The 24,255-nt window shown below is 66.4% G+C and carries 18 protein-coding genes and 1 tRNA gene; 11 read left to right on the top strand and 8 right to left on the bottom strand.

Annotated features, from left to right (window positions below; all coding sequences use genetic code 11):
* Nucleotides 1-36 precede the first annotated feature (36 nt).
* A complete protein-coding gene (locus I6J77_RS06465) occupies nucleotides 37-798 on the bottom strand; it encodes an NAD kinase (protein WP_007804890.1) in 762 nt (253 codons plus the stop codon).
* 238 nt (nucleotides 799-1,036) lie between these two features.
* Entirely contained in the window at nucleotides 1,037-5,962 is a 4,926-nt protein-coding gene (locus I6J77_RS06460) for an NAD-glutamate dehydrogenase domain-containing protein (protein ID WP_204110995.1), read from the bottom strand.
* Nucleotides 5,963-6,490: 528 nt separating this feature from the next.
* On the opposite strand from I6J77_RS06460, the gene I6J77_RS06455 reads away from it, so the two are divergent.
* Both I6J77_RS06455 and I6J77_RS06450 read left to right on the top strand, forming a co-directional pair.
* Complete coding sequence (locus I6J77_RS06455) at nucleotides 6,491-7,669, top strand: efflux RND transporter periplasmic adaptor subunit (protein WP_204110994.1); 1,179 nt, start codon at nucleotides 6,491-6,493, stop codon at nucleotides 7,667-7,669.
* 12 nt (nucleotides 7,670-7,681) lie between these two features.
* Complete coding sequence (locus I6J77_RS06450; RefSeq protein ID WP_204110993.1) at nucleotides 7,682-10,858, top strand: efflux RND transporter permease subunit; 3,177 nt, start codon at nucleotides 7,682-7,684, stop codon at nucleotides 10,856-10,858.
* A 224-nt stretch (nucleotides 10,859-11,082) separates the two neighbouring features.
* Here I6J77_RS06450 and I6J77_RS06445 read toward each other — a convergent pair whose 3' ends face one another.
* From I6J77_RS06445 to I6J77_RS06435, 3 genes are all read right to left on the bottom strand, one after another.
* The gene (locus tag I6J77_RS06445; RefSeq protein WP_204110992.1) at nucleotides 11,083-11,655 is read right to left on the bottom strand and encodes a sigma-70 family RNA polymerase sigma factor; all 573 of its coding nucleotides are present in this window, start codon (nucleotides 11,653-11,655) and stop codon (nucleotides 11,083-11,085) included.
* A gap of 164 nt (nucleotides 11,656-11,819) precedes the next feature.
* Nucleotides 11,820-12,245, bottom strand: coding sequence for a cupin domain-containing protein (locus I6J77_RS06440; protein WP_204110991.1), 426 nt, complete (start codon nucleotides 12,243-12,245; stop codon nucleotides 11,820-11,822).
* A gap of 83 nt (nucleotides 12,246-12,328) precedes the next feature.
* Nucleotides 12,329-12,808, bottom strand: coding sequence for a carboxymuconolactone decarboxylase family protein (locus I6J77_RS06435; protein ID WP_204110990.1), 480 nt, complete (start codon nucleotides 12,806-12,808; stop codon nucleotides 12,329-12,331).
* A 233-nt stretch (nucleotides 12,809-13,041) separates the two neighbouring features.
* Here I6J77_RS06435 and I6J77_RS06430 point away from each other — a divergent pair, with 233 nt between their 5' ends.
* The 4 genes from I6J77_RS06430 to I6J77_RS06415 all read left to right on the top strand — a co-directional run bounded on the left by I6J77_RS06430 (nucleotide 13,042) and on the right by I6J77_RS06415 (nucleotide 16,191).
* On the top strand, nucleotides 13,042-14,118 hold the full coding sequence (locus tag I6J77_RS06430) for a LysR substrate-binding domain-containing protein (protein WP_343230160.1): 1,077 nt from the start codon (nucleotides 13,042-13,044) through the stop codon (nucleotides 14,116-14,118).
* Nucleotides 14,119-14,262: 144 nt separating this feature from the next.
* Nucleotides 14,263-15,039: an SDR family oxidoreductase gene (locus I6J77_RS06425; RefSeq protein ID WP_204110989.1), complete on the top strand. Its 777-nt coding sequence runs from the start codon at nucleotides 14,263-14,265 to the stop codon at nucleotides 15,037-15,039.
* The gene (locus I6J77_RS06420; RefSeq protein WP_204110988.1) at nucleotides 15,036-15,797 is read left to right on the top strand and encodes a glutathione S-transferase family protein; all 762 of its coding nucleotides are present in this window, start codon (nucleotides 15,036-15,038) and stop codon (nucleotides 15,795-15,797) included. Before I6J77_RS06425 ends, I6J77_RS06420 begins: the two co-directional genes overlap by 4 nt.
* Nucleotides 15,697-16,191 carry an Ohr family peroxiredoxin gene (locus I6J77_RS06415; RefSeq protein ID WP_204110987.1) on the top strand — a complete coding sequence of 165 codons (495 nt, stop codon included), beginning with the start codon at nucleotides 15,697-15,699 and terminating at the stop codon, nucleotides 16,189-16,191. The genes I6J77_RS06420 and I6J77_RS06415 overlap by 101 nt, the downstream gene beginning before the upstream one ends.
* A gap of 113 nt (nucleotides 16,192-16,304) precedes the next feature.
* Here the strand turns inward: I6J77_RS06415 and I6J77_RS17930 are convergent, their stop codons facing one another.
* Nucleotides 16,305-16,370 (bottom strand): hypothetical protein, encoded by a 66-nt coding sequence (locus tag I6J77_RS17930; RefSeq protein WP_369334537.1) that lies wholly within the window; start codon nucleotides 16,368-16,370, stop codon nucleotides 16,305-16,307.
* Nucleotides 16,371-16,446: 76 nt separating this feature from the next.
* Nucleotides 16,447-17,607, bottom strand: coding sequence for an acyl-CoA dehydrogenase family protein (locus tag I6J77_RS06400; RefSeq protein ID WP_056718663.1), 1,161 nt, complete (start codon nucleotides 17,605-17,607; stop codon nucleotides 16,447-16,449).
* Nucleotides 17,608-17,761: 154 nt separating this feature from the next.
* Here I6J77_RS06400 and I6J77_RS06395 point away from each other — a divergent pair, with 154 nt between their 5' ends.
* The 3 genes from I6J77_RS06395 (at nucleotide 17,762) to metH (ending at nucleotide 22,702) form a co-directional block, all read left to right on the top strand.
* Nucleotides 17,762-18,691: a metalloregulator ArsR/SmtB family transcription factor gene (locus I6J77_RS06395; protein ID WP_204110986.1), complete on the top strand. Its 930-nt coding sequence runs from the start codon at nucleotides 17,762-17,764 to the stop codon at nucleotides 18,689-18,691.
* Nucleotides 18,692-18,708: 17 nt separating this feature from the next.
* Nucleotides 18,709-19,785, top strand: coding sequence for a homocysteine S-methyltransferase family protein (locus I6J77_RS06390; protein ID WP_204110985.1), 1,077 nt, complete (start codon nucleotides 18,709-18,711; stop codon nucleotides 19,783-19,785).
* Nucleotides 19,786-19,936: 151 nt separating this feature from the next.
* Complete coding sequence (gene metH / locus I6J77_RS06385) at nucleotides 19,937-22,702, top strand: methionine synthase (protein ID WP_204110984.1); 2,766 nt, start codon at nucleotides 19,937-19,939, stop codon at nucleotides 22,700-22,702.
* A 1-nt stretch (nucleotide 22,703) separates the two neighbouring features.
* Here the strand turns inward: metH and I6J77_RS06380 are convergent, their stop codons facing one another.
* Nucleotides 22,704-23,045, bottom strand: a complete 342-nt coding sequence (locus tag I6J77_RS06380) for a lipid-A-disaccharide synthase N-terminal domain-containing protein (protein ID WP_204110983.1) — start codon at nucleotides 23,043-23,045, stop codon at nucleotides 22,704-22,706.
* Between the two features lie 136 nt (nucleotides 23,046-23,181).
* Between I6J77_RS06380 and I6J77_RS06375 the strand changes: the two genes are divergently transcribed.
* Nucleotides 23,182-23,256, top strand: a tRNA-Val gene (locus I6J77_RS06375).
* Nucleotides 23,257-23,543: 287 nt separating this feature from the next.
* Nucleotides 23,544-24,251, top strand: a complete 708-nt coding sequence (locus tag I6J77_RS06370) for a DUF3348 domain-containing protein (RefSeq protein ID WP_204110982.1) — start codon at nucleotides 23,544-23,546, stop codon at nucleotides 24,249-24,251.
* The last annotated feature ends 4 nt before the right edge of the window (nucleotides 24,252-24,255 follow it).

Below are 24,255 nucleotides of genomic sequence, written 5' to 3'. Positions count from 1 at the left end.
AGCAAAGGTGGGCTGGTTGGGGGTGGAGCAAGAGCTTCACTCCGCCGCAAACTGCTCATCGAGGATGCGTTGTTCCAGGTTGTGTTCCGGGTCGAACAGCAGTCGTACGCCCTGGTCACCCGACTGGCGGATGGAAACGGTGCGCACGTCGCGCACTTCGTGGAAGTCCGCGGTGGCGCTGACGGGTCGCTTGCCCGGATCGAGCACGCGCAGAACGACCGCGGTGCGGTGAGGAAGGATAGCGCCGCGCCAGCGACGCGGGCGGAACGGACTGATCGGGGTGAGCGCCAGCACGTTGGCATCCAGCGGCAGGATCGGGCCGTGCGCCGAGAGGTTGTAGGCGGTGGAACCGGCCGGCGTGGCCACCATGATGCCGTCGCAGATCAGGTTCGGCAGCTTGACGATGTCGTTGAGCTGCACTTCCAGGTGTGCCGCCTGATTGCTCTGGCGCAGCAGCGAGACTTCATTGAAAGCAAGCGCCGCGTGTTCGTTGCCGGCGCCGTCGGTGACCTGCATCTGCAGCGGGAACAGCGACGCCGTGTGGGCACGGGCGATCCGCTCGGGCAGGCCATCGAGCTTGTGCTTGTTCATCAGGAAACCGACCCGACCCAGCTTCATGCCGTACACCGGCACTTCAAGTTCGCGCCAGTCATGCAGCGTGCGCAGCATGAAACCGTCGCCACCCAGCGCCACGATCAGCTCGGCCTGTTCCGGCGGCACGTCGCCATAACGCTCCACCAGCTTGCGCCGCGCCTGCTGCGCGACGCCGGCATCACTGGCAACGAAAGCTAGGCGCATGAAAACCCCGAGGTGGCGGAAAGAGCCCAAGAGTACGACAGAGCGGCTAGTTCGTGACTCTCCGCAAAGAGCACCCCCTCCCAACCTCCCCCTGCGACCGAAGGAAGTCCCTTTGGGGCAAGCAGGGGGGGCAAAGCCAAACAGAGGCGAAGCTGGATCGTGCCGGGACACCCTCCCCTGCTGGCAGGGGAGGGAAGGGGTGGGGTCCACGCCGCGCCGAACCCTCAGTGCGGGCAGCTCAAACCGGCACCTGCGCCAGCTGCGCCAACCGCCGCACCGCCACCGAGGCGATCGGGTAGTCCGCGTTCTGGGTGAGGATTTCCGCCAGCATGCTGCGGGTGTACTTCAGGGTGGCGTCGTCGCGCTGCAGCCATGCCTGCACCGGCGAAACGTCCTTGCTGGCGCCGCTGAGGTTCAACACCTGCAAGGCCAGCGCCCGGTGCTGGTGGTTGAGTTCGTCCAGCAGCGAGCCACGCGCCTGGGCATGCCAGTGACCTTCCACCGGCAAGGCCTCGATCTGGTCGCGCAACCACTCCAGATCCAGCGCCTGACCCAGCTCGTAGAACACGCCGGCCACCTTGTCCACCGGCTGGCCGCTCTGCTGGGCCACCTCGACCATGTCCAGCGCGGCACGCAGCACCGGCATGCGGGCCAGGCGCAGCGCCAGGTCGGCGGGCAGGCCCAGGCCTTCCCATTTTTCGCGATTGCAGGCGAAGTCACCCTGGCCGGTCGGCGTCAGCACCTGCGGCAAGGCATTGCGCAGGTTCGACACCACCGCCTGGTAGCGCTCCACGTTGGCCGCGATGTCCAGCGAACCACCCGGGCGGTTGAGCAGCCAGCGCGTCATGTGCCGCAGCAGCGACCAGATCTGCTTGATCGCGTCGATCTGGGTGTCTTCGGCCACCTTGGTGTCGAGCGCCTCGATCTGCGCCCACAACGCGCGCGCGTCGAGAATCTCGCGCGCGGCGGTGTATGCCTTGGCGATGGCCGCCGGACCCTGGCCGGTGTCTTCCTGCATGCGCATCATGAAGGTGGCGCCCATGCGGTTGATCGTCGAGTTGGTCACCGAGGTGGCGATGATCTCGCGCTTCAGGCGGTGGCGCTGCATGTGCTCGGCATACTTGTCGTGCAGCGGCAGCGGGAAGTAGCGCACCAGCTCCTTGGACAGGTACGGATCTTCCGGCACGTCGGAGTCGAGCAGCTGCTGGAACAGGCGCAGCTTGTCGTACGACAGCAGGACCGCCAGTTCCGGCCGGGTCATGCCGATGCCGCGGCTCTTGCGCTCGGTCAGCTCGGCTTCGGAGGGCAGGTTCTCGACCTGGCGATCCAGCGTGCCTTCGGCTTCCAGCGTGCGGATGAAGTGCGCCATCGAACCGATGCGGCCCACCGACTGGTGTTCCATCAGGGTGATCGCCTGGTTCTGCCGGTAGTTGTCCCACAGCACCAGCTCGCCCACCTCGTCGGTCATCGCGGCGAGCTGGGTGTTGCGCGCATCGAAGCTCAGTTCGCCACGCTGCACCGCATCGTTCAGCAGGATCTTGATGTTCACCTCGTGGTCGGAGGTGTCCACGCCGGCCGAGTTGTCGATGAAGTCGGTGTTCAGCAGCACGCCCTTCTGTGCCGCCTCGATGCGGCCCTTCTGGGTGAAGCCGAGGTTGCCGCCCTCGCCCACGATCCTGCAGCGCAGGTCGCCACCGTTGACGCGCAGCGCGTTGTTGGCGCGATCGCCCACGTCGGCATGCGTCTCGGCGGATGACTTCACGTAGGTGCCGATGCCGCCGTTCCACAGCAGGTCGACCGGCGCCTTCAGGATCGCGCTGAGCAGGTCGCTGGGCGCCATCTGCTCGACGTCGGGCTTCAGGCCCAGCGCCGTGCGCACTTCGGGCGAGATCGGGATCGACTTGGCGCTGCGCGGATACACGCCGCCACCGGCGGAGATCAGCGACTTGTCGTAGTCGTCCCAGCTCGAGCGCGGCACCTTGAACAGGCGCTGGCGCTCGACGAAGGTGCGCGCCGCGTCCGGGTTCGGGTCGAGGAACACGTGGCGATGGTCGAACGCGGCCAGCAGGCGGATGTGCTCGGACAGCAGCATGCCGTTGCCGAACACGTCGCCGGACATGTCGCCGATGCCGACGCAGGTGAAGTCCTGCGTCTGGCTGTCGCGGCCGAGCGAGCGGAAGTGGCGCTTGACCGATTCCCACGCGCCCTTGGCGGTGATGCCCATGCCCTTGTGGTCGTAACCGTGCGAACCGCCGGAGGCGAACGCGTCGCCCAGCCAGTAGTCGTGCTCGATCGAGATCGCGTTGGCGATGTCGGAGAAGGTCGCCGTGCCCTTGTCGGCGGCCACCACCAGGTAGGGGTCGTCCGCGTCGTGGCGCACCACGTCATGCGGATTGACCACCTTGCCTTCGATCAGGTTGTCGGTGATGTCGAGCAGGCCGTTGATGAACAGCTTGTAGCAGGCAATGCCCTCGGCCAGCTGCGCGTCGCGGTCGCCGCCCACCGGTGCCTTCTTGACGAAGAAGCCGCCCTTGGAACCGACCGGCACGATCACCGTGTTCTTCACCATCTGCGCCTTGACCAGGCCCAGCACCTCGGTGCGGAAATCCTCGCGACGATCCGACCAGCGCAGGCCGCCGCGGGCCACCGCGCCGAAGCGCAGGTGGATGCCCTCGACGCGCGGCGCGCACACCCAGATCTCGCGATAAGGCACGGGCTTGGGCAGCTCGGGCACCTTGTGCGAATCAATCTTGTAGCTGATGTAGTCGCGGTAAGCGCCCTCCCATTGCTGGAAGAAGCTAGTGCGCAAGGTGGCACGGATCAGGTTGACGAAGCTGCGCAGGATGCGGTCTTCGTCGAGGCTAGCGACGTTCTCCAGCAGCACGTGGATGGCGCTTTCCACCATCGCCACCTGGTCGGCGCGCGGCTTCGACAGCACCGCGCCCAGGCCGTCGATCAGGCCCGGCTGGGCGGTCTGCACGTTGGCCGGAATCAGCGCGTGCATCTCGGCGGCCAGTGTCGCACCGGCGGCCTTCAGTTCGTCGGCGCTCAGCGCCTCGCGGCGCGGATCGAACTTGGCCAGGAACAGCTCGACCAGCAGGCCGGCGATCGCCGGATAGCGGTTGAGGGTTTCCTCCATGTACGACTGCGAGAACGTGGCGCCCGTCTGCAACAGGTACTTGCAGTAGCCGCGCAGCATCGCCACCTGTCGCCAGCTCAGCTTGGCGCCCAGCACCAGCCGGTTGAAACCGTCGTTCTCGGCGTGGCCGCGCCAGATCTGCTCGAAGGCTTCCTCGAACAGCACACCGACCTGCTCCACCCCGAAGGTGAGCTTGCCGACCGGCTGCACTTCGAAGTCCTGGATCGACAGCGAAGCCTCCCCGGTGATGTCGTAGACGTGCTCGGTCAACACGCGCAGGCCAAGGTTCTCCAGCTGCGGCAGCACTTCGGAAAGCGCGATGTCGCCACCGGAGCGGTAGACCTTGAAGCGCAGCGTCTCGGGTTCCTCGGGCGGGTGGTAGAACGACATGCGCAACGCGTTGTCGCCCTGCAGCAGGGACAGCTGGTGCACGTCCGCTGCGGCCACGGCCGGGCTCACGTCCTCGACGTAACCGGCGGGCAGCGAGCGCGCGTAGCGGTTGGCCAGCACCACGCCCTCGTGTTCGCCGCGCTGGGCCACCAGCGCATCGCGCACCTCGTCGTGCCAGTTGCGCACGATCCCGGCGACGCCGTTTTCCAGCTCGGCGAGATCGTAGTTCGGCTGGTCGCCGATCTTCGGCCGCAGCACGATGTGCAGGCGCGCCAGGGCAGCCTCGCCCATCAGCACCGACGAATCGATCTGCTCGGCGTGCAGCGCCGAACCCAGCAGCGCCTCGATGCGTTCGCGCACCGAAGTGTTGAAGCGGTCACGCGGCACGAACACCATGCAGGTGAAGAAGCGGCCGTAGCGGTCGCGACGCATGAACAGGCGCGTATGCGCGCGCTGGCGCAGCTCCAGGATGCCCATCGCAGTGGCGAACAGCTCGTCCTCGGTGCCCTGCAGCAGTTCCTCGCGCGGCAGCGTTTCGAGGATGTGGCGCAGCGACTTGCCCGAGTACGAATCGCGCTTGAGGCCCGAACGCGCCAGCACCGCCTCGACCTTGTGCCGCACCAGTGGCACGTCCTGCGGGCGGGCCATGTAGGCATTGGAGGAGAACAGGCCCAGGAAGCGCTGCTCGGCCACGGCGCGACCGTCGGCACCAAACTGCAGCACGCCGATGTAATCCATGTAGCCGGCGCGATGCACGTGCGAACGGGCATTGGTCTTGGTCAGGATGATCGCATCGGTGGAACCGGACTGCGGCAACTCACTGGCCGCCAGCGTGCGCAGCGAGCGGGGCGCCATCGAGCGCTCGTTGGCGCGCAGGATGCCCAGGCCGGACGCATCGATGGCACGCAGCACGCGATCGCCTTCGGCGTCGGCCACTTCGTATTCGCGGTAACCCAGGAAGGTGAAGTTGTCGGCCGCGATCCAGTTCATGAACTCGCTGGCCTCCTGCACCGAGGCGGCATCGATCGGCAGCTTGCGCTGCGGCAGCTCGTTGGCGATCGCCAGCGCCTTGTCGCGCATCGCCGACCAGTCGCTGACCGCGGCGCGCACGTCATCCAGGGCGGCCTCGACGTGGGCGGTCAGCTGCTCCTGTTCGGCGGCATCGGCGACCCGGTCGATCTCGAAATGCATCAGCGACTCGCCCTCGCCGGCCGCGTCGCCCAGCGACAGCAGCTTGCCCGAGGCATCGCGGGTCACCTTCAGCACGGGATGGATCACGGCGTGGATCTGCAACTTCGCCGACACGATCATGCTGACCGTGTCGACCAGGAACGGCATGTCGTCGGTGACGATCTGCAACATGCTGCGGCCCGAATTCGCGTCCACGGGATTGAGCACGCGCACGCTGGCGCTGCCGCGTTGCCGCTGCTGCATGAACTCCAGCAGGCTGCCGACCAGTGCGGCCCATTGAACGGGCGTGTGCAGATGCGCGTCGCCGCCCCCCACTCGTGCAAAGAAAGCCTCGCAGAAAACCTGCGCCTCACCGAGGCGCTCGGGCGAGAAACCGCCCATTTTCAGCTCTGCAAGCACTACTGACGGAAGGGAAGGATCGTTCGCCGCATGGGTCGCATTCATGGCATCTACTGTTCAGTGGAGACGATGGTGGGTAACACGGGTAAAAAGCCTTGAAAGGATACGCCGCGCACCCGGGCGAATCCACCCACGCAGCGCCCGCCCGACCATGCTGCGGCGCATGTTCGGGGCTCGTCGTCAGCCCTGGTACAGCTGGCGCGGCACGCCGGTGCAACGCACCTGTCGATGCACGCGATGCACCTGTCGCTCGCCACGTCGCAGCCGCTGCCGCAGACCGTCCTCGTTCTTGAATGGACGCCGCGCGGAACAGCGCTGGCGCTGTCCACGGTTTGAAACGACTGTCAATGACTGGATTCGCGACCCGGATAAAATGTAAACTCGCCGGTATAGTCTTGTAGGCAAAGCGCTTCGCATGGCGCTTCTCGCCGTGTCGGCGGGTTTGAAATGCGGGCCGACACGTCCGCAACCTTTGACACAGGACATGTGACGCAAGATGCGGTATTCCGTTTCTGACGACATCGCAGAGCGCGTCGGCACCCCCTCCCCGTACAAGCCAGTTCTGGAGCTTCCATGAATTCCTCGTTGTTGCGCACGCCATTGTTGTGCCTGGGCCTGCTGGCGTTGACCGCCTGTGGCAAGGGCAAGGAACAGGGTCCGCCGCAGATGCCGCCCCCCGACGTGGGCGTGATCAAGGTCCAGCCGCAGACCTCGCCACTGACCCGCGATCTGGTCGGGCGCCTGTCCGCCTATCGCAGTGCCGATGTCCGCGCCCGCGTGGCCGGCGTGCTGCTCAAGCGCACCTATGAGGAAGGCACCAACGTCAAGCAGGGACAGCTGCTGTTCCAGATCGACCCGGCGCCGCTGAAGGCCTCGTTGAGCGCGGCCCAGGCGTCGCTGGCCCAGGCCCAGGCCACCTGGACCAACAACAAGGTCACCGCGCAGCGGGTGCGCGAGCTGGCGCCGAAGGGCTATGTGTCGAAGTCCGACCTGGACAATGCGCTGGCCGCCGAACGCAGCGCCGCCGCCGCGGTGCAGGCAGCCCGCGCCAACGTCGAGACCGCCCGCATCAACCTGGGCTACGCCAACGTGACCTCGCCGATCGATGGTCGCGCCGGCCAGCAGCAGGTCACCGAAGGCGCCCTGGTCGGCAACGGCGAGGCCACCCTGCTCACCACCGTCGACCAGATGGACCCGCTGTACGTGAACTTCACCATGGGCGTCGACTCGCTGGAACAGATGCGCCGCGCGCAGAGCAGCGGCAACGTCACCCTGGCCGATCCGAACAAGGCCAGCGTGCAGATCACCCTGCCTGACGGCAGCGACTATTCCGAGCCGGGCGTGCTGGATTTCTCCGACACCACGGTCAACCCGTCCACCGGTTCGGTCAACCTGCGTGCCAAGGTGGCCAACCCGAAACGCAGCCTGCTGCCCGGCATGTACGTGACGCTGAAAGCGAACCTCGGCCAGCAGCACAAGGTGTTCCTGGTGCCGCAACAGGCCGTGCAACGCGACACCGTGGGCGCCTACGTGATGACCGTCGGTGCCGACGGCAAGGTCGTGCGCAAGGACGTCAGCACCGCCGACATGGTCGACGGCAAGTGGGTCATCAACGACGGCCTCGCCGCCGGCGACCAGGTGGTGGTGTCGGGCATCCAGAACGTGAAGGCCGGTGCGCCGGCCAAGGCCAGCCCGTGGAAACCCGCCAGCTCGTCATCGAGCCAGCCGCCAGCCGCGCACAGCGGCAAGTAACGGAGCCGGACGATGCCGAGTTTCTTCATTGACCGCCCGATCTTCGCCTGGGTGGTGGCGATCCTGATTTCCCTGGGTGGCGTGCTGGCCATCCTCAACCTGGGCGTGGAGTCATATCCGACGATCGCGCCGCCCTCGGTGACGGTCAGCGCGACCTACCCCGGCGCCAGCGCCGAAACCACCGAGAAAACCGTCACCCAGGTGATCGAGCAGCAACTGACCGGCATCGACCACCTGCTGTACTTCAACTCCTCGTCCAGCGCCAGCGGCCGCGCCAGCATCACGCTGACCTTCGAGTCCGGCACCGACCCGGACATCGCCCAGGTGCAGGTACAGAACAAGGTGGCGCTGGCCACGCCGCGACTGCCGTCCGAAGTGACCCAGCAGGGCGTGGTGGTGGCCAAGGCCAACGCCGGCTTCCTGATGGTCGTCGCGCTGACCTCGGACAACAAGAACATCGACCGCGACCGTCTCAACGACATCGTCGGTTCGCAGGTGCTCGACCAGATCTCGCGCGTGCCCGGCGTCGGCAGCACCCAGCAGTTCGGTTCCGAATACGCCATGCGGATCTGGCTGAACCCCGACAAGCTGCACGGTTACAGCCTGTCGGCCACCCAGGTGCTGGCGGCGATCAAGGCGCAGAACGTGCAGTTCGCGGCCGGTTCGCTGGGCGCGGACCCGGCCCTGCCCGGCCACGGCTTCACTGCCACGGTGTCCACCGAGGGGCGCTTCACTACGCCCGAACAGTTCGCCGACATCATCCTGCGTGCCGATCCCGACGGCACCACCGTCAAGCTGGGCGACGTGGCGCGGATCAGCTTCGGTCCCGGCGGCTACGGTTTCGACACGCAGTACCAGGGCAAGCCGATCGGTGCGTTCGCGATCCAGCTGCTGCCCGGCGCCAATGCGCTCAACGTGGCCACCGCGGTGCGCGGCAAGATGGACGAGCTGGCGCCGAGCTTCCCGCAGGGCGTGACCTGGTTCAGCCCGTACGACAGCACCGCCTTCGTCACCATCTCGATCAACGAGGTGGTGCATACGCTGATCGAGGCGATCATCCTGGTGTTCCTGGTGATGCTGCTGTTCCTGCAGAACATCCGCGCCACCATCATCCCGACCCTGGTGATCCCGGTGGCCCTGCTGGGCACCTTCCTGGGCATGCTGGTGCTCGGCTTCAGCATCAACCAGCTGACCCTGTTCGGCATGGTGCTGGCGATCGGCATCGTGGTCGACGACGCGATCGTGGTGATCGAGAACGTCGAGCGCATCATGACCGAGGAAGGTCTGTCGCCGAAGGACGCGACGCGCAAGGCGATGGGCCAGATCACCGGCGCGGTGGTGGCGATCACCGTGGTGCTGGCTGCCGTGTTCGTGCCCTCGTCGCTGCAGCCGGGCGCCTCGGGCATCATCTACAAGCAGTTCGCGCTGACCATCGCGGTGTCGATGGGCTTCTCGGCCTTCCTGGCGCTGTCGTTCACGCCGGCGCTGTGCGCCAGCTTCCTGCAGCCGGAGCACCACAAGAAGAAGAACCTCGTCTTCCGCAAGTTCAACGAGCTGTTCGACTGGACCACGCACACCTATACCGGCCACATCGGCGGCGCCGTGCGCCACGCGCCACGCTGGATGCTGGTGTTCGTGCTGCTGGCCGTGCTGGGCGGCTTCCTGTACACGCGCCTGCCCGGCAGCTTTCTGCCCGAGGAGGACCAGGGCTACGCGCTGTCGGTGATCCAGCTGCCACCGGGCGCCACCAAGCAGCGCACCTCGGCGGTGATGACGCAGATGCGCGAGATCCTGAACAAGGACCCGGCCGTCGAAGGCGTGCTGCAGGTCACCGGCTTCAGCTTCATCGGTTCGGGCGAGAACGCCGGCATGGCCTTCATCAAGCTCAAGGACTGGGCCAAGCGCGACGACACGGCGGCCGAGTTCATCCAGCGTGCCAATGGCTCCATGCAGCAGATCCACGACGCGCGGATCTTCGTGGCCAACATTCCGACGGTGCAGGGACTGGGCCAGTTCGGCGGTTTCGACATGTACCTGCAGGACCGCGGCGGCGCCGGTCGCGAGGCGCTGACCCAGGCCCGCAACATGCTGCTGGGCAAGGCCAGCCAGGACAAGTCGCTGGTCGGCGTGCGCCCCAATGCACTGGAAGACTCGCCACAGCTGCACCTGGACGTGGACCGCGTGCAGGCGCAATCGATGGGCCTGCAGGTCGGTGACATCTACAACGCGATCGGCCTGATGCTGGCGCCGGTCTACGTCAACGACTTCACCTATGGCGGCCGCATCAAGCGGGTGATCATGCAGGCCGACGCGCCCTATCGCATGGGTCCGGAGGCACTGCAGCACATCTTCACCCCCAGCACCCTGGGTGCCGCCGGCGCCGCGCCGGAGATGATCCCGCTGTCCACCGTGGTGCGCAGCCAGTGGCAGGTGTCTTCGCCCTCGCTGACCCGCTACAACGGCTATTCGGCGGTGGAGATCGTCGGCTCCCCGGCGCCCGGACACGCCTCGGGCGAAGCCATGAGCGAGATGGAGCGGATCGTCAACAACGATCTGCCCAAGGGCTTCGGCTTCGACTGGACCGGCCAGTCCTACCAGGAAATCCTGTCCGGCAACGCGGCCACCCTGCTGATGCTGCTGTCGATCGTGATCGTGTTCCTGGCCCTGGCGGCGTTGTACGAAAGCTGGTCGATCCCGGTGTCGGTGATGCTGGTGGTGCCGCTGGGCCTGCTCGGCGCGGTGGTGTTCTCGCTGCTGCGCGGACTGCCCGACGACATCTACTTCAAGATCGGCCTGATCACGGTGATCGGCCTGGCGGCCAAGAACGCGATCCTGATCGTGGAGTTCGCGGTGGCCGAGCAGAAAGCCGGACGCACCCTGCGCGAGGCCACCGTCGACGCGGCCCGCCTGCGCCTGCGGCCGATCCTGATGACCTCGCTGGCCTTCATCCTGGGCGTGTTCCCGCTGTTCATCTCCAGCGGCGCCGGCGCCAATGCACGCCATGCGATCGGCACCGGCGTGATCGGCGGCATGCTGTTCGCCACCTTCCTCGGCGTCTTGCTGATCCCGGTGTTCTACGTGGTGGTGCGCCGCCTGCTCGGCGACAAGCTGGACGGCGACACCCCAGCCGCCGTGCGCAGCGGCAATGGCATGCAATCGTTCGATTCGGATCCCCGCCGCGGCGTGTGATCCGAGCCGACCAGAGCTCAACCAACCCCGGCAGGCAACTGCCGGGGTTTTTCATGACCGCCAGGCATCAAACGACAGTTGTTGCATGACGCTCGAACCCACTTTGCAACGCCGACTGGCGGCGAAGACGATGGGCAAGATGCAGGCACCGACCATCGACTTGGTGGAGCTCGCGACATGACCGCCACCGTCCATGGTTCTGCAGATGCCGACCGGTATCCACCTCACCCGGCAAAGTCGCCTTGTGCGAGGGCCTCGGTGAACCGCCGCGTCAGCTTCTGGCAGGCTTCGCTGGATACCGTGCGTAGCGGTCGCTTCTGGCGCAACTGCGTCTTGGCCCGGTGCACGATCTGGCGACAGGCGGCTTCGCTCTTGCCGATCATCTCCGCGACCTCACCGTAGTCCACGTCAAAAACTTCGCGCAGCAGAAAGGTGGCGCGAACTTCCGGGGCCAGGCATTCGAGCACGGTATGGAAGGCGATGGAGACCTCGCTGGAGAGCTCCTCGATGTCCTCGGGCGTGGCGGGCCACTCGGCGAGCATCGGCTCGGGCGGCCAGATGCCTACGTACAACTCTCGCCGAGCCCTGGTCGAGCGCAGGCGATCGATCGACACCCGGGTGGTGGTCGCCACCAGCCACGCCTCGGCGTTGTGGATGCTTTCCCTGTCGACCTCGTGCCAGCGCAGCCAGACGTCCTGCACGATGTCCTCGGACTCGGATGCGGAGCCGAGCATGCGGCAGGCGATGCGTTGCAGTTTCGGGCGCAGATCGTGGAAAGTGGCGGTGGCAGCATCCATGGGAAGCCGTTTGTGCCGGTGTGGTCACGACAGTCTACGCCGACCGGCCTGGCCACGACGCACCCATGCCTGCGCCGCAGGCCGCTGTCCGGCCCGCCACCACGAAGAGCGCCCGGAACAGGCCATCTCCGCGGTGACGGGCCGGAAGCGGTGAAGCGGGAAACTCAGTGAACCGGGATCAACACCGGGGCATCCCGGTCCTTCAACAGGAACACCAGGAACTTGGCCGGTTTGGTCTTGCTGGCGTTGCGACCAACCGTATGCACGTCGTCCGGCCCTTCGTAGAAGGTCTGTCCAGGCCCCAGCGTGACGGTCTTGCCGCCATTCAGGCCCATCACGATGGAGCCTTCGAGCACGTAGACGAACGCATGGGCATGGTGGCGATGAACCGGATCGACGGAGCCCGGCGGATAGACGACGGTGATCATCATGGCCTCCTTGCCGGGATAATCCTTGAGGGCCTTGGTCATCAACTCGCTGACCTTGGCCATCGGCGGGGTGGATGCGGGAGCAACCTTCCCGGCCGTCTGGGCGCCGGCCGTACCGCAGGCGAGCAGGAGCAGCAGTCCGAAGGTGGTGAACTTGCGCATGGGTATTTCCTCATGGATAGCCCGCGCCACGAGGGCCGGGCGTCGAAGAAGCGGCGGGCGCGGCGTAGCCGCGCCGTCAGGATTCAGGCGAGCCCGGCCTTGTCCAGTCCGTACGCCTTGTCGGCCGTACCGGGGGTGGCCCGGAAGGCGATGTTGATGCGGTTCCAGGCGTTGATCGCCATCACCGCGTAGGTGAGGTCGGTGATTTCCTTCTCCGAGAACTCGTTGCGCACTTGCTCGTAGACCTCGTCGGAAACGCCGTGCGGCGGCAACCGGGTCAGCGCCTCGGTCCACGCCAGTGCGGCACGCTCGCGGGGGGAGAACAGCGTGGATTCGCGCCATGCCGCCAGGTGATGGATGCGCAGCGGACGCTCGCCACCGATCGTGGCCTGCTTGATGTGCATGTCCAGGCAGAAGGTGCATCCGTTCATCTGCGACGCGCGGATCTCGACGAGGTGGTTGATGGTCTCCTCGATGCTGGATTTGTTTATCGCCATGTTGAGGGCGGCGAGCTTGTTGAAGAGCTCGGGCGCCTGCTTCTGATAGTCGATTCGCTGGGTCATGGTGGGAATCCTCCGTAGGCGTGTGGCCATGCCTCAGAGCGGCTGAGGTACCCGAACGCGCTCAATGGCGTGACGGGCCACAGCGTAGGTTTGACATGGCACCTCCGGTAGACGCGCCGCCGTGCCCACCGTGTTGCCCTGCACGCACCAATGCGCCCCGGTGTCACAAACGTCGTTGCTGAAACGTCTATCAGGCATGGGCCGGCTGACGCCGGCGTTCGCATCGCTTCGCCATGACACGCGAAGCCGCCACTTCCGTTACCCGACAGATGACCATCGACAACCCCGAGCGCCCCCATTGCGAGAGCAGCGACGCTCTCGCCGCAAGTTTTTCCGCAAGTTACGCCGGCGTCGTGGCGTTCATCGCGGTAGCCACCGAGGGCAGTTTCGCCCGCGCCGGCGACCGCCTCGGCATCAATCGCTCGGCAGTCAGCCGCAGCGTGCAGAAGCTTGAGGCCCAGCTGGGCACGCGGCTGTTCCTGCGCACCACCCGCAGCACGTCGCTGACCCGCGAGGGGGAACTGTTCTACCAAAACTGCCATCCGGGCGTGGAACGGATCGTCCAGGCGCTGGAGGACATGCGCGACCTGCGCGAAGGGCCGCCGCGCGGGCAGCTGCGGATCAGTGCGACGGTGGGCTTCGGGCACCGCATCGTGGCGCCTCTGCTCAACGGCTTTCGCGCGCGTTATCCGGAGATCGCCATCGAGCTGTTGCTCGATGATCGCACGCTGGATTTCAGCGCGGACCGGGTGGACGTGGCCTTTCGCGACGGGCGCATGGAAGACAGCCAGGTCATCGCGAAGCAGCTGATCCCGATGCCGATGCTGGTCTGTGCGTCGCCAGCGTATCTGCGCGAGCACGGGTCGCCACGCCACGTGGAGGATCTGGCCGGACACGCCTGCATCAACTTCCGCATGGCGTCGGGAAGGATCTTCGAATGGGAGTTCAAGGTCGGCGGCCGGATCCAGAAATTCCTGCCGTCATCCACCTGCACGTTCAACGACGAAGAGTTGGTCCTGCAGGCCGTACTCGACGGCCAGGGCGTCGCGCAGATGGCGGGTTACCAGATCAGCGAACACCTGCGGGCCCGCCGTCTGGTGGCGTGCCTGGCGCAATACGCGCCCGACGATCGGGGGCATTACCTGTGTTACCTGAGCCGGCAGCAACTGCCGGTGCGGATTCGCGTCTTCATCGACCACATGACCACGGCGGTGCGCGCGCTGGACCTGGAGTGCGCGACCGGCCTGATTCCGATCCCGTCCGCGATCAGGGGCGAAGCGATGAAGGCATCCGTGGCGGACATCGTCTGACACCACCGCCCCACCTGCGACGACATCGATTGGTGCGTCACGGGCAACACCGCGAGCACGCCAACGGGCCTACCCGGCGCCGATGGCCATGCCTAGCATGAACTCACGACGTGCCACGCACCCATCCAGAGCAGGAGATCCCTCATGAAAATCGTCGTCATCGGCGGCACCGGGCTCATAGGCAGCAAGGTCGTCGACCGCCTGCGCCAGCACGGCCACGAAGTGCTTGCCGCCGCGCCATCCATGGGCGTCAACACCCTCACCGGCGAAGGCCTGGACGAGGCCATGACCGGCGCCGACATCGTGATCGACCTGGCCAACTCGCCCTCGTTCGAGGATCAGGCCGTGCTGGACTTCTTCGAGAGGTCAGGACGCAATCTCGCCGCCGCGGAGAAGAAGGCCGGCGTGAAGCATCACCTGGCCCTGTCGGTCGTGGGCACCGGTCGTCCGGCTTTTGCGGCGAGCGGCTACATCCGCGCCAAAATGGCCCAGGAGAAACTGATACGTGCCGCCGGCATTCCGTACACCATCGTCCACTCCACCCAGTTCTTCGAGTTCCTCGACGGCATCGCCGGCGATGGTGGCCAGAAGCAGGATATCCATCTCTCGAGCGGGCTGATGCAGCCGATCGCCTCGGACGACGTCGCCGATGCCGTCACCGATTACGCGCTCGGCGCGGCAGTCAACGGCACGGTGGAAATCGCCGGGCCCGAGAAGGCCCCACTGGCGGAACTGGTCCAGCGTTTCCTCAAGGCCACCGGAGATCCGCGCAAGGTCGTCGCGGACCCGAAGGCCCCCTACTTCGGCGCGGTGCTGGAGCCGGATACCTTGCTGCCGGGCGCCGACGCGCGGTTGGGCGCGCAGGACTTCCAGACCTGGTTCGGTCGCTCGGCATTCGCCCGCCGCGGAGTGGCGAGGTGAAACTCCACTACCTGCCAGGGGACTGTTCGCTGGCCGCGCACATCGTGCTCGAATGGATCGGCTCACCCTACCAGACCGTGAGGATGAGCCAGCACGGCATGAAGTCGCCGGCATGCCTGGCCCGCGATGCCGCGGACACTTTGCCCATGCTGGAACACGGCGACTTCAGGTTGACCGGAAACGTCGCAATGCTCGGCTACCTTGCCGATATCCATCCGGAAGCGGGGTTGCTTGGTGATGGTACGCCGCGCGGGCGTGCCGAAGTCATGCGCTGGCTGGGCTTCCTCGACTCCGATGTGCGCGAGGCGTTCACGCCGCTCTTCGCGGCACCGCTTTTTCTCCGGCAGGAAAGCCTAGCCGACGTGATGGCGGTCAACGCCCGTCAGCAGATACGCACTTGCCTCGAGCAGATTGACGCGCAGCTGGCCGGCCACGACTGGCTGGCGGGGACCTGCTCGGTCGCCGATCCTTATCTGCTCGTGCTGCTGCGCTGGGCCGCCGGCAAGGATATCGGTTTGTATGGCCTGAACCGCCTGATGCGTTTTGCCCGTCGCATGGAGGCGGACCCCGGCGTGCAGGCTGCGATCCATGCCGAAGAGGGCGCCCTTGCCGAAGCAGACCCATGCTTTCATTCACCGAAGCACTACGAGTCCAGCCATGACCAAACTGCGACCACCATCTGTTTCCCTGCTCGACAAGCATTACGGGCAGGATTTCCTTCCGCTGTACACGGCGACCGTACGAGTCAACGGCGGTGAATCCCGGCACGGTCGTGCATCGGGCGTGGCTCGCTCCGACGACGGAAACCTCGACGTGCGGCTGCGGATGCCCGCGGAACTGGGCGGACCAGGCGGCGGCGCCAACCCGGAGCAATTGTTCGCAGCCGGTTTCGCCGCCTGCTTCCATGGCGCATTGAGCCTGCTCGCCACGCGGGCAAACGTGGCGATTCCGGACGCCGAAATCGTCGCCCAAGTCACCTTCGGCAGGGACCCCGTCGATGGCCTGTTCATGCTTGCCGCGAACATTCGTATCTGCCTGCCGAACGTCGATCGGGCGATTGCCGAGGAGCTGGTGCGCAACACCGAACGCATCTGTCCCTATGTGAAGATGGCTCGGGCGGGCATCGATTGCGTGGTTTCGCTCGACCCGTGATCACCATCCGCTGGATCTCGCTGGTGCCCTCGTAGATCTCGGTGATCTTCGCATCGCGGTTGAGCGTTCCAGCGAACGCCGCCGCCGGCGGCGTGCTGGGGCGAGGGCCAGGCTCAGCGCAGGCCCGTCTCCGCCCGCGCGATCACCATCCGCTGGATTTCGCTGGTACCTTCGTAGATCTCGGTGATCTTCGCATCGCGGTTGAGCGTTCCAGCGAACGCCGCCGGCGGCGGCGTGCTGGGGCGAGGGCCAGGCTCAGCGCAGGCCCGTCTCCGCCCGCGCGATCACCATCCGCTGGATCTCGCTGGTGCCTTCGTAGATCTCGGTGATCTTCGCATCGCGGAAGTAGCGCTCCAGCGGCATCTCCTTCGAGTAACCCATGCCGCCATGGATCTGCACCGCCTGGTGGCTGATCCACATCGCCGCCTCCGAGGCGACCAGCTTGGCCACCGCGGCCTCGGTGCCGAAGCGTCCGCCGTTCTTCTCCGCCTCGCCCTTGGCCCAGGCCGCGCGCAGGGTCAGCAGCGTGGCCGCGTCGAGCTTGCACTTCATGTCGGCGATCTTGGACTGGGTCATCTGGAACGTGCCGATCGGCGCGCCGAAAGCCTTGCGGTCGCGCGACCACTGCAAGGTGGCCTCATACGCCGCACGGCAGATGCCCACCGCCTGCGAGGCGATGCCGATGCGGCCGGCGTCGAGTACGCCCATCGCCATCGAGAAGCCCTTGCCCTCCTCGCCGAGCAGGTTCTCCTTGGGCAACACGTAATCGGTGAATTCGATCTCGCAGGTGGCCGAGGCGCGGATGCCGAGCTTGGGCTCGCTCTTGCCGGCGTGGAAACCCGGCAGCTGCGTGTCGACGATGAAGGCCGACACGCCCTTGGCGCCGATGCCGGGCGTGCTGATCGCGAACAGCACGATGTAACGCGCCACCGGGCCGGAGGTGATCCAGCTCTTCTTGCCGTTGATCACCCAGTCGCCGTTGGCGTTCTTCGCGGCGCGCGTGTGCATCGCCGAGGCGTCCGAACCGGACTGCGGCTCGGTCAGCGCGTAGGCGCCGATCGCCTCGCCGGTGGCGATCGCGCGCACGTACTTCTGCTTCTGCTCCTCGTTGCCGTGCTTGAGGATGCCGTTGCAGAACAGCGAGTTGTTCACCGACATGATGGTCGCGGTGGCCGCGTCGGCCGCGGCGATCTCGATCATCGCCAGCACGTAGGCCACCGGGTCCATGCCGGCGCCGCCGTACTCCTCGGGCACCTCGATGCCCATCAGGCCGAGCTGACCCATCTCGCGGATGTTCTCCAGCGGAAACTCGCCCTTCGCGTCGAGCTCGGCGGCCACCGGTGCGATGCGCTTCTGCGCAAAATCACGGGCGATCGACTGGATCGACAACTGGTCTTCGGTAAAGCTGAAATCCATGGGAAAGCTCCGGCAACGGGGAAAGCCGGACATTTTAGCCGGGATGGCCGGTGGCGGGGCGCGCGACGCGGCAACCACTTGGCGCGTGGGCGCTTGACGCTTGCCTCAACGGGGCCTAGCCTACACATCTTTGTATCGCGATACAGGGATGATTATGGATCTGGCGACCGCTTCGAGCGTGCTGCGCCTGCTGGCCGACCCCACCCGGGTCCGCCTGCTGGCCCTGCTTGAACACGAGGAACTCACCGTGGCCGAACTGGCTGCCGTGCTGCACCTGGCCCAGCCGCGCGTATCGACCCACCTGGCCAAGCTGAAGGAAGCCGGGCTGGTGCGCGATCGTCGCGCCGGCGTCTCCGCCTATTACCGCGCCAACAACGAAGGCGACGGGGCGCAGCATGACCTGCTCGCCTCGCTGCGCGCCAGCATCGACGACGCCCTGCTGCGCGAGGATGCCGCCCGGCTGCCCGGCGTGCTGGCCAACCGAGCCCGCGAGGAAGGCTGGGCCGACACCGTGGCCGGCGACATGGAGCGCCACTACTCGCCCGGCCGCACCTGGGAAACCCTGGCCCGCTCGCTGCTGCAATTGCTGGGCACCGGCGACGTGCTGGACATCGCCTCCGGCGACGGCATCACCGCGGAATTGCTGGCGCCCCACGCGCACTCCATCGTCTGCGTGGATTCCAGCGAGCGCGTGGTCGAGGCCGCCGCGAAACGCCTGCAGGCCTTCACCAACGTGCGCGTGATCCAGGGCGACATGCACGCGCTGGAGCTGGGCGACCAGCGCTTCGACCTGGTGCTGATGCTGCACGCGCTGACCTATGCCGAACACCCCGCCAAGGCGGTGGCGGAAGCCGCGCGCCTGCTGCGCCCGGGCGGCCGCCTGCTCGCCGTCACCCTGGGCAAGCACGACCACGGCAAGGCGGTCGAACCGTTCGACCATCGCAACCTCGGCTTCAGCAGCGATCAACTGGACGGCTACGCCCGGGCCGCCAGGCTCGACGTGCTGAGCTGCAACCGGCTCAGCCGCGAGCGCAAGGCGCCGCATTTCGAAGTGATCAGCCTGCTGGCGCGCAAGCCGGCCTGAACCTGCAAGGAAGTTCGATGAGCACCCTCCCCTGGCTCCACCCCGAACGCGTCGCCTTGCTGGAGCACGCACTGCGCCAGCGCATCCTGATCCTCGACGGCGGCATGGGCACCATGCTGCAGGCACACGAGCTGGACGAAAGCGGCTTCCGCGGCGAACGCTTCGAACACGGACACGATGGCCACGCGCACGACCACGCCGGCAGTTGCGACCTCAAGGGCAACAACGACCTGCTCACGCTGACCCGGCCGGACATCATCCGCGGCGTGCACGACGCTTATCTCGAAGCCGGCGCCGACCTGATCGAAACCAACACCTTCAACTCCACCCGGATCAGCCAGGCCGACTATCACCTGCAGCACCTGGCGCGCGAATTGAATCTCGAAGGCGCCAAGCTGGCCCGCGCCGCCTGCGATGCGATGACCGCGAAGACCCCGGACAAGCCGCGCTTCGTGATCGGCGTACTCGGCCCGACCAGCCGCACCGCCTCGCTGTCGCCCGACGTCAACGATCCCGGCTTCCGCAACGTCACCTTCGAGGAACTGGCGGCGAACTACACCGAGTCCGCCAATGGCCTGATCGACGGCGGCGCCGACGTGATCATGGTCGAGACGATCTTCGACACGCTGAATGCGAAAGCCGCGCTGTTCGCCCTCGCCGAACTGTTCCACCAGCGCGGGGCGCGCCTGCCGGTGATGATCTCCGGCACCATCACCGACCGCTCCGGTCGCACGCTCTCGGGTCAGACTGCGGAAGCGTTCTACTACTCGGTGCGCCATGCGCGCCCGCTGTCGGTGGGCTTCAACTGCGCACTGGGCGCCGAGGACCTGCGCCCGCATGTGCAGACCCTGGCCAACCTCGCCGAAAGCTACGTCAGCACGCACCCGAATGCCGGCCTGCCCAATGCCTTCGGCGAATACGACGAAACACCCGAACACATGGCCGGCGTGATCGGCAGCTTCGCCCGCGATGGTTTGCTGAACCTGGTCGGTGGCTGTTGCGGGACGACGCCGGCGCACATCAAGGCGATCGCCGAAGCTGTGCGCGATTGCGCGCCAAGGACGTTGCCTGCGCGTGACGCGGAGGCCGCATGAACGCACCGTCGCTCCTCCCCCTGCTTGCAGGGGGAGGTTGGGTGGGGGTCACGCTTTTGACTTCCGTCTCAAAAACCAGATCAAAAGCCTTACCCCTCCCCAACCCTCCCCTGCACGCAGGGGAGGGAGCAACAGCATGGTGTCGTCGCACATGAGTATCCGCCACACCCGCCTCTCCGGCCTCGAACCGCTGGTCGTCACCCCCGACCTGCTGTTCATCAACGTGGGCGAGCGCACCAACGTCACCGGCTCGGCGCAGTTCAAGAAACTGATCAAGGAAGACCGCTACGACGAGGCCGTCGAAGTCGCCCGCCAGCAGGTCGCCAACGGCGCCCAGGTGATCGACATCAACATGGACGAGGGCCTGATTGATTCGGAAGCGGCGATGACCCGCTTCGTCAACCTGATCTCGTCGGAGCCCGACATCGCCCGCGTGCCGTTCATGATCGACTCGTCGAAGTGGACGGTGATCGAGGCCGGCCTGCGCTGCCTGCAGGGCAAGGGCATCGTCAACTCGATCTCGATGAAGGAAGGCGAGGCGGCGTTCCTCGAACAGGCGCGCAAGGTGCGCCAGTACGGCGCCGCCGCGGTGGTGATGGCGTTCGACGAACAGGGCCAGGCCGACACCATCGAGCGCAAGGTGGAGATCTGTTCGCGCGCCCACGAGCTGCTCACCAGGGAACTCGATTTCCCGCCCGAAGACATCATCTTCGACCCCAACATCTTCGCCATCGCCACCGGCATCGAGGAACACAACAACTACGCGGTGGATTTCATCGAGGCCACCCGCGAGCTGAAGAAGCGCTTCCCCGACTGCCACGTGTCCGGTGGCGTCTCCAACGTGTCGTTCTCGTTCCGCGGCAACAACATCGTGCGCGAGGCGATCCACTCGGTGTTCCTGTACCACGCGATCCGGGCCGGCATGGACATGGGCATCGTCAACGCCGGCGCGCTGACCATCATGGACGACATCGATCCGCCGCTGCGCGAGCGCGTCGAGGATGTGGTGCTGAACCGCCGCGAGGATGCCACCGAGCGCCTGCTGGAGATCGCCGACAACTACAAGGGCAAGCGCGGCGCCGCCGAGGTCGAGACGCTGGCCTGGCGCGAGAACGATGTGCGCGCCCGGCTCAGCCACGCCCTGGTGCACGGCATCGACCAGTACGTGGTCGAGGACACCGAGGAGGCGCGCCAGCTGTCCACGCGCCCGCTCGACGTGATCGAGGGCCCGCTGATGGACGGCATGAACGTAGTCGGCGACCTGTTCGGCGCCGGCAAGATGTTCCTGCCCCAGGTGGTGAAATCCGCCCGCGTGATGAAGAAGGCGGTGGCCTATCTGCTGCCCTACATCGAGGCCGAAAAGGAACGCACCGGCGACACCGGCAAGAACAACGGCAAGATCGTGATGGCCACGGTCAAGGGCGACGTGCACGACATCGGCAAGAACATCGTCGGCGTGGTGCTCCGCTGCAACAACTTCGAGGTGATCGACCTGGGCGTGATGGTGCCCGCGCAGAAGATCCTCGAAACCGCGATCGCCGAGCACGCCGACATGATCGGCCTGTCCGGCCTGATCACGCCCTCGCTGGAGGAGATGAGCCAGGTCGCCCGCGAGATGCAGCGGCGGGACTTCCACATCCCCCTGCTGATCGGCGGCGCCACCACCTCGCGCGCACACACCGCGCTGAAGATCGAACCGCACTACAAGGCCGGCACGGTATGGGTGAAGGATGCCTCGCGCGCGGTCGGCGTGGCGCAGTCGCTGGTCAGCAAGGAACTGGTCGACGACTTCCTGGCCAAGGTGCGCGCCGACTACGCCGACGTGCGCGAACGCCATCGCAACCGCGGCCCCGGCAAGAAACTGGTGTCGCTGGAAAAAGCCCGCGCACAGCGCTTCCGTTGCGACTGGGCCAACTACGATCCGCCGCAGCCGGCCAAACCCGGCATCACCGTCTTCGACGACTACGACCTGTCGGTGATCCGCCAGTACATCGACTGGACCCCGTTCTTCCAGGCCTGGGAACTGGCCGGCCACTACCCGGCCATCCTCACCGACGACATCGTCGGCCCCCAGGCCAGCGAACTGTTCCGCGACGCCCAAGCCATGCTGGACAAGATCATCGCCGAGCAATGGCTGACCGCCCGCGCCGTGATCGGCCTGTGGCCCGCCGCCAACGTCGGCGACGACGTCGAGGTGTATGCCCCGACCTCCCTTCCCCCGCAAGCGGGGCACACCTCGACTTCCCTTCCCCCGCAAGCGGGGGAAGGTGCCCGAAGGGCGGATGGGGGCACGCCCCTGGCCACCCTCCACAGCCTGCGCCAGCAGGCCGACAAACCCCGCGAGCGCCCCAACCTCTGCCTCGCCGACTTCATCGCCCCGAAGGAATTCGGCAAGCCCGACTGGATCGGCGGCTTCGCGGTCACCGCCGGCATCGGCATCGAGGAACACCTCAACCGCTTCCTGGCCGACTACGACGACTATTCCTCGATCATCCTCAAGGCCCTGGCCGACCGCCTCGCCGAGGCGTTCGCCGAGCACATGCACGAGCGCGTGCGCAAGGAATTCTGGGGTTTCGTGGCGGACGAAGCACTCGACAACGACGCGCTGATCGCCGAGAAATACCGCGGCATCCGCCCCGCGCCCGGCTATCCCGCCTGCCCCGACCACACCGAGAAAACCACGCTGTTCAAGCTGCTAGACGTCACCAGGAACACCGGCATCGAACTCACCGAAGGCTTCTCGATGTATCCGGCCGCCGCAGTCTCCGGCTGGTACTACTCGCACCCGGACAGCCAGTACTTCGTGGTCGGCCGGCTCGGCAAGGAGCAGGTCGAGGATTACGCGAAGCGCAAGGGCTGGACACTGGCCGAGGCCGAGCGCTGGCTCGCCTCCAACCTCGACTACGACCCGGAGTGATCTACGCGGTCGCGTCGCCGGTCATGCTGTGCTTGCGGTGGCGCAGGTGCACGATGAGGTTGTAGACCGACACGAAGACCGGGAAGAAATTCGAGATGATGCCCACCGAGTCGTTCTTGCCCAGGGTGAAGTACGTCAGCAGCAGCACGCTGCCGCATACCGAAAGCCACCAGAACGCCAGCGGCATCACCACGCGCTTGTACTTGCGCGTGTAGTAGAGCTGCACGAACCAGCGGCTGGTGAACAGCAGGGTGCCGGCGAAACCGACCATCTTCCACGGCGTCAGCTCGAACTGCTGCAGCGCGTGGAGGATGTGATCGAAATGGGGGCTGAAAAGAAGCACGGCGGCGCGCCTGGGCGGAAGACAGGGGCGCAAGTCTAGCAAGGCCACCCCAAGGCCCCGTGACCGTCGCGACGGCCGTCGCTGCAAAAGGCATTGACCCGCCCCGCGACTATCCCTAAAATTGCGCGTTCTCGGCGGGCGATTAGCTCAGCGGTAGAGCACTGCCTTCACACGGCAGGTGTCGCAAGTTCGATCCTTGCATCGCCCACCATCGTTACAGGAAACCGGCCCCGTGGCCGGTTTCGTCGTTTGGGCACCTCGAAAGTGGGTGCCATAAAAAGCGCAGCGTGCGCGTAGCAACGGGCACTTCATACGGCAGGTGTCGCACAACGGTCCCCGCCTCGCCCGCCACCTCCTGATTCATCTGAAGCCATCTGCAGCGATGGCTTCTTTCGCTTGCGCACGAGACATCCACCGGGCCCATCACCGCAGCACGGATCGCGGCGACAGCCGCGGCCCCGGCAGCATGTAAACTGGCGGTTTTCTCAAGCGAAACGCATGGTGCAAGCTCCTCAACGGCCCCCGATCCATGGCCCGACGTTCATTCGCCTGCTGGCGAACCTGGTGGACGCCGACGTTCCGCCCTCCCCGCCATCGCTCGCCGACCACCTGGGCCGGTGGCTGGACTGGAGCCACGCGATTGCCCTGTCCACCGCGCTCGACGGGAAGCCTGCCGCGACCGACTCCGGCGCACACGACTCAGGCAGCGAGGAGCGCGAATGCACCCGGATACGCCGCTCGCTGGCCGGCACCATCGTCGGCGACCGCGTGCCGGCCGGCCCGCCGCGGCGCGCCGGCGGCGAGGCGGGGGAAGCCGATGCATCGGAAGCCGTCGACTACCCGATGTTCCGTCAGCGCCATCTGTCCCTGCAGCGGTCGATGCAGGCTGCCACCGGCGAGCTGCGCGGCCGCCTGCGCGACACGCTGGCCGGGAAGTCGGTCGCGATGGCGCGACTGGCGGCCGTGGACGCCGCCATGGAAGCGGCGCTGAGCCCGCGCGAGCAGTCGCTGCTGGCCCACGTGCCTGCCCTGCTCGGGGAACACTTCGAGCGCCTGCACCAGGCTGCCTCGGCGCAGGCCACCCCGACCTCGCCTGGCGCCTGGCTGGAGGTCTTTCGCCAGGACCGGCAGAGCGTGCTGCTCGCCGAACTGGATGTTCGTTTTCAACCCGTCGAAGGTCTGCTTGCAGCCCTTCGCACCTGCTAACCGG

Source organism: Rhodanobacter sp. FDAARGOS 1247 (assembly GCF_016889805.1).
In the GTDB taxonomy this organism is placed as follows: Bacteria; Pseudomonadota; Gammaproteobacteria; order Xanthomonadales; family Rhodanobacteraceae; genus Rhodanobacter.
The sequence above is the reverse complement of the archived record's forward strand: the minus strand, read 5'-3'. Positions and strand labels throughout refer to the sequence as shown.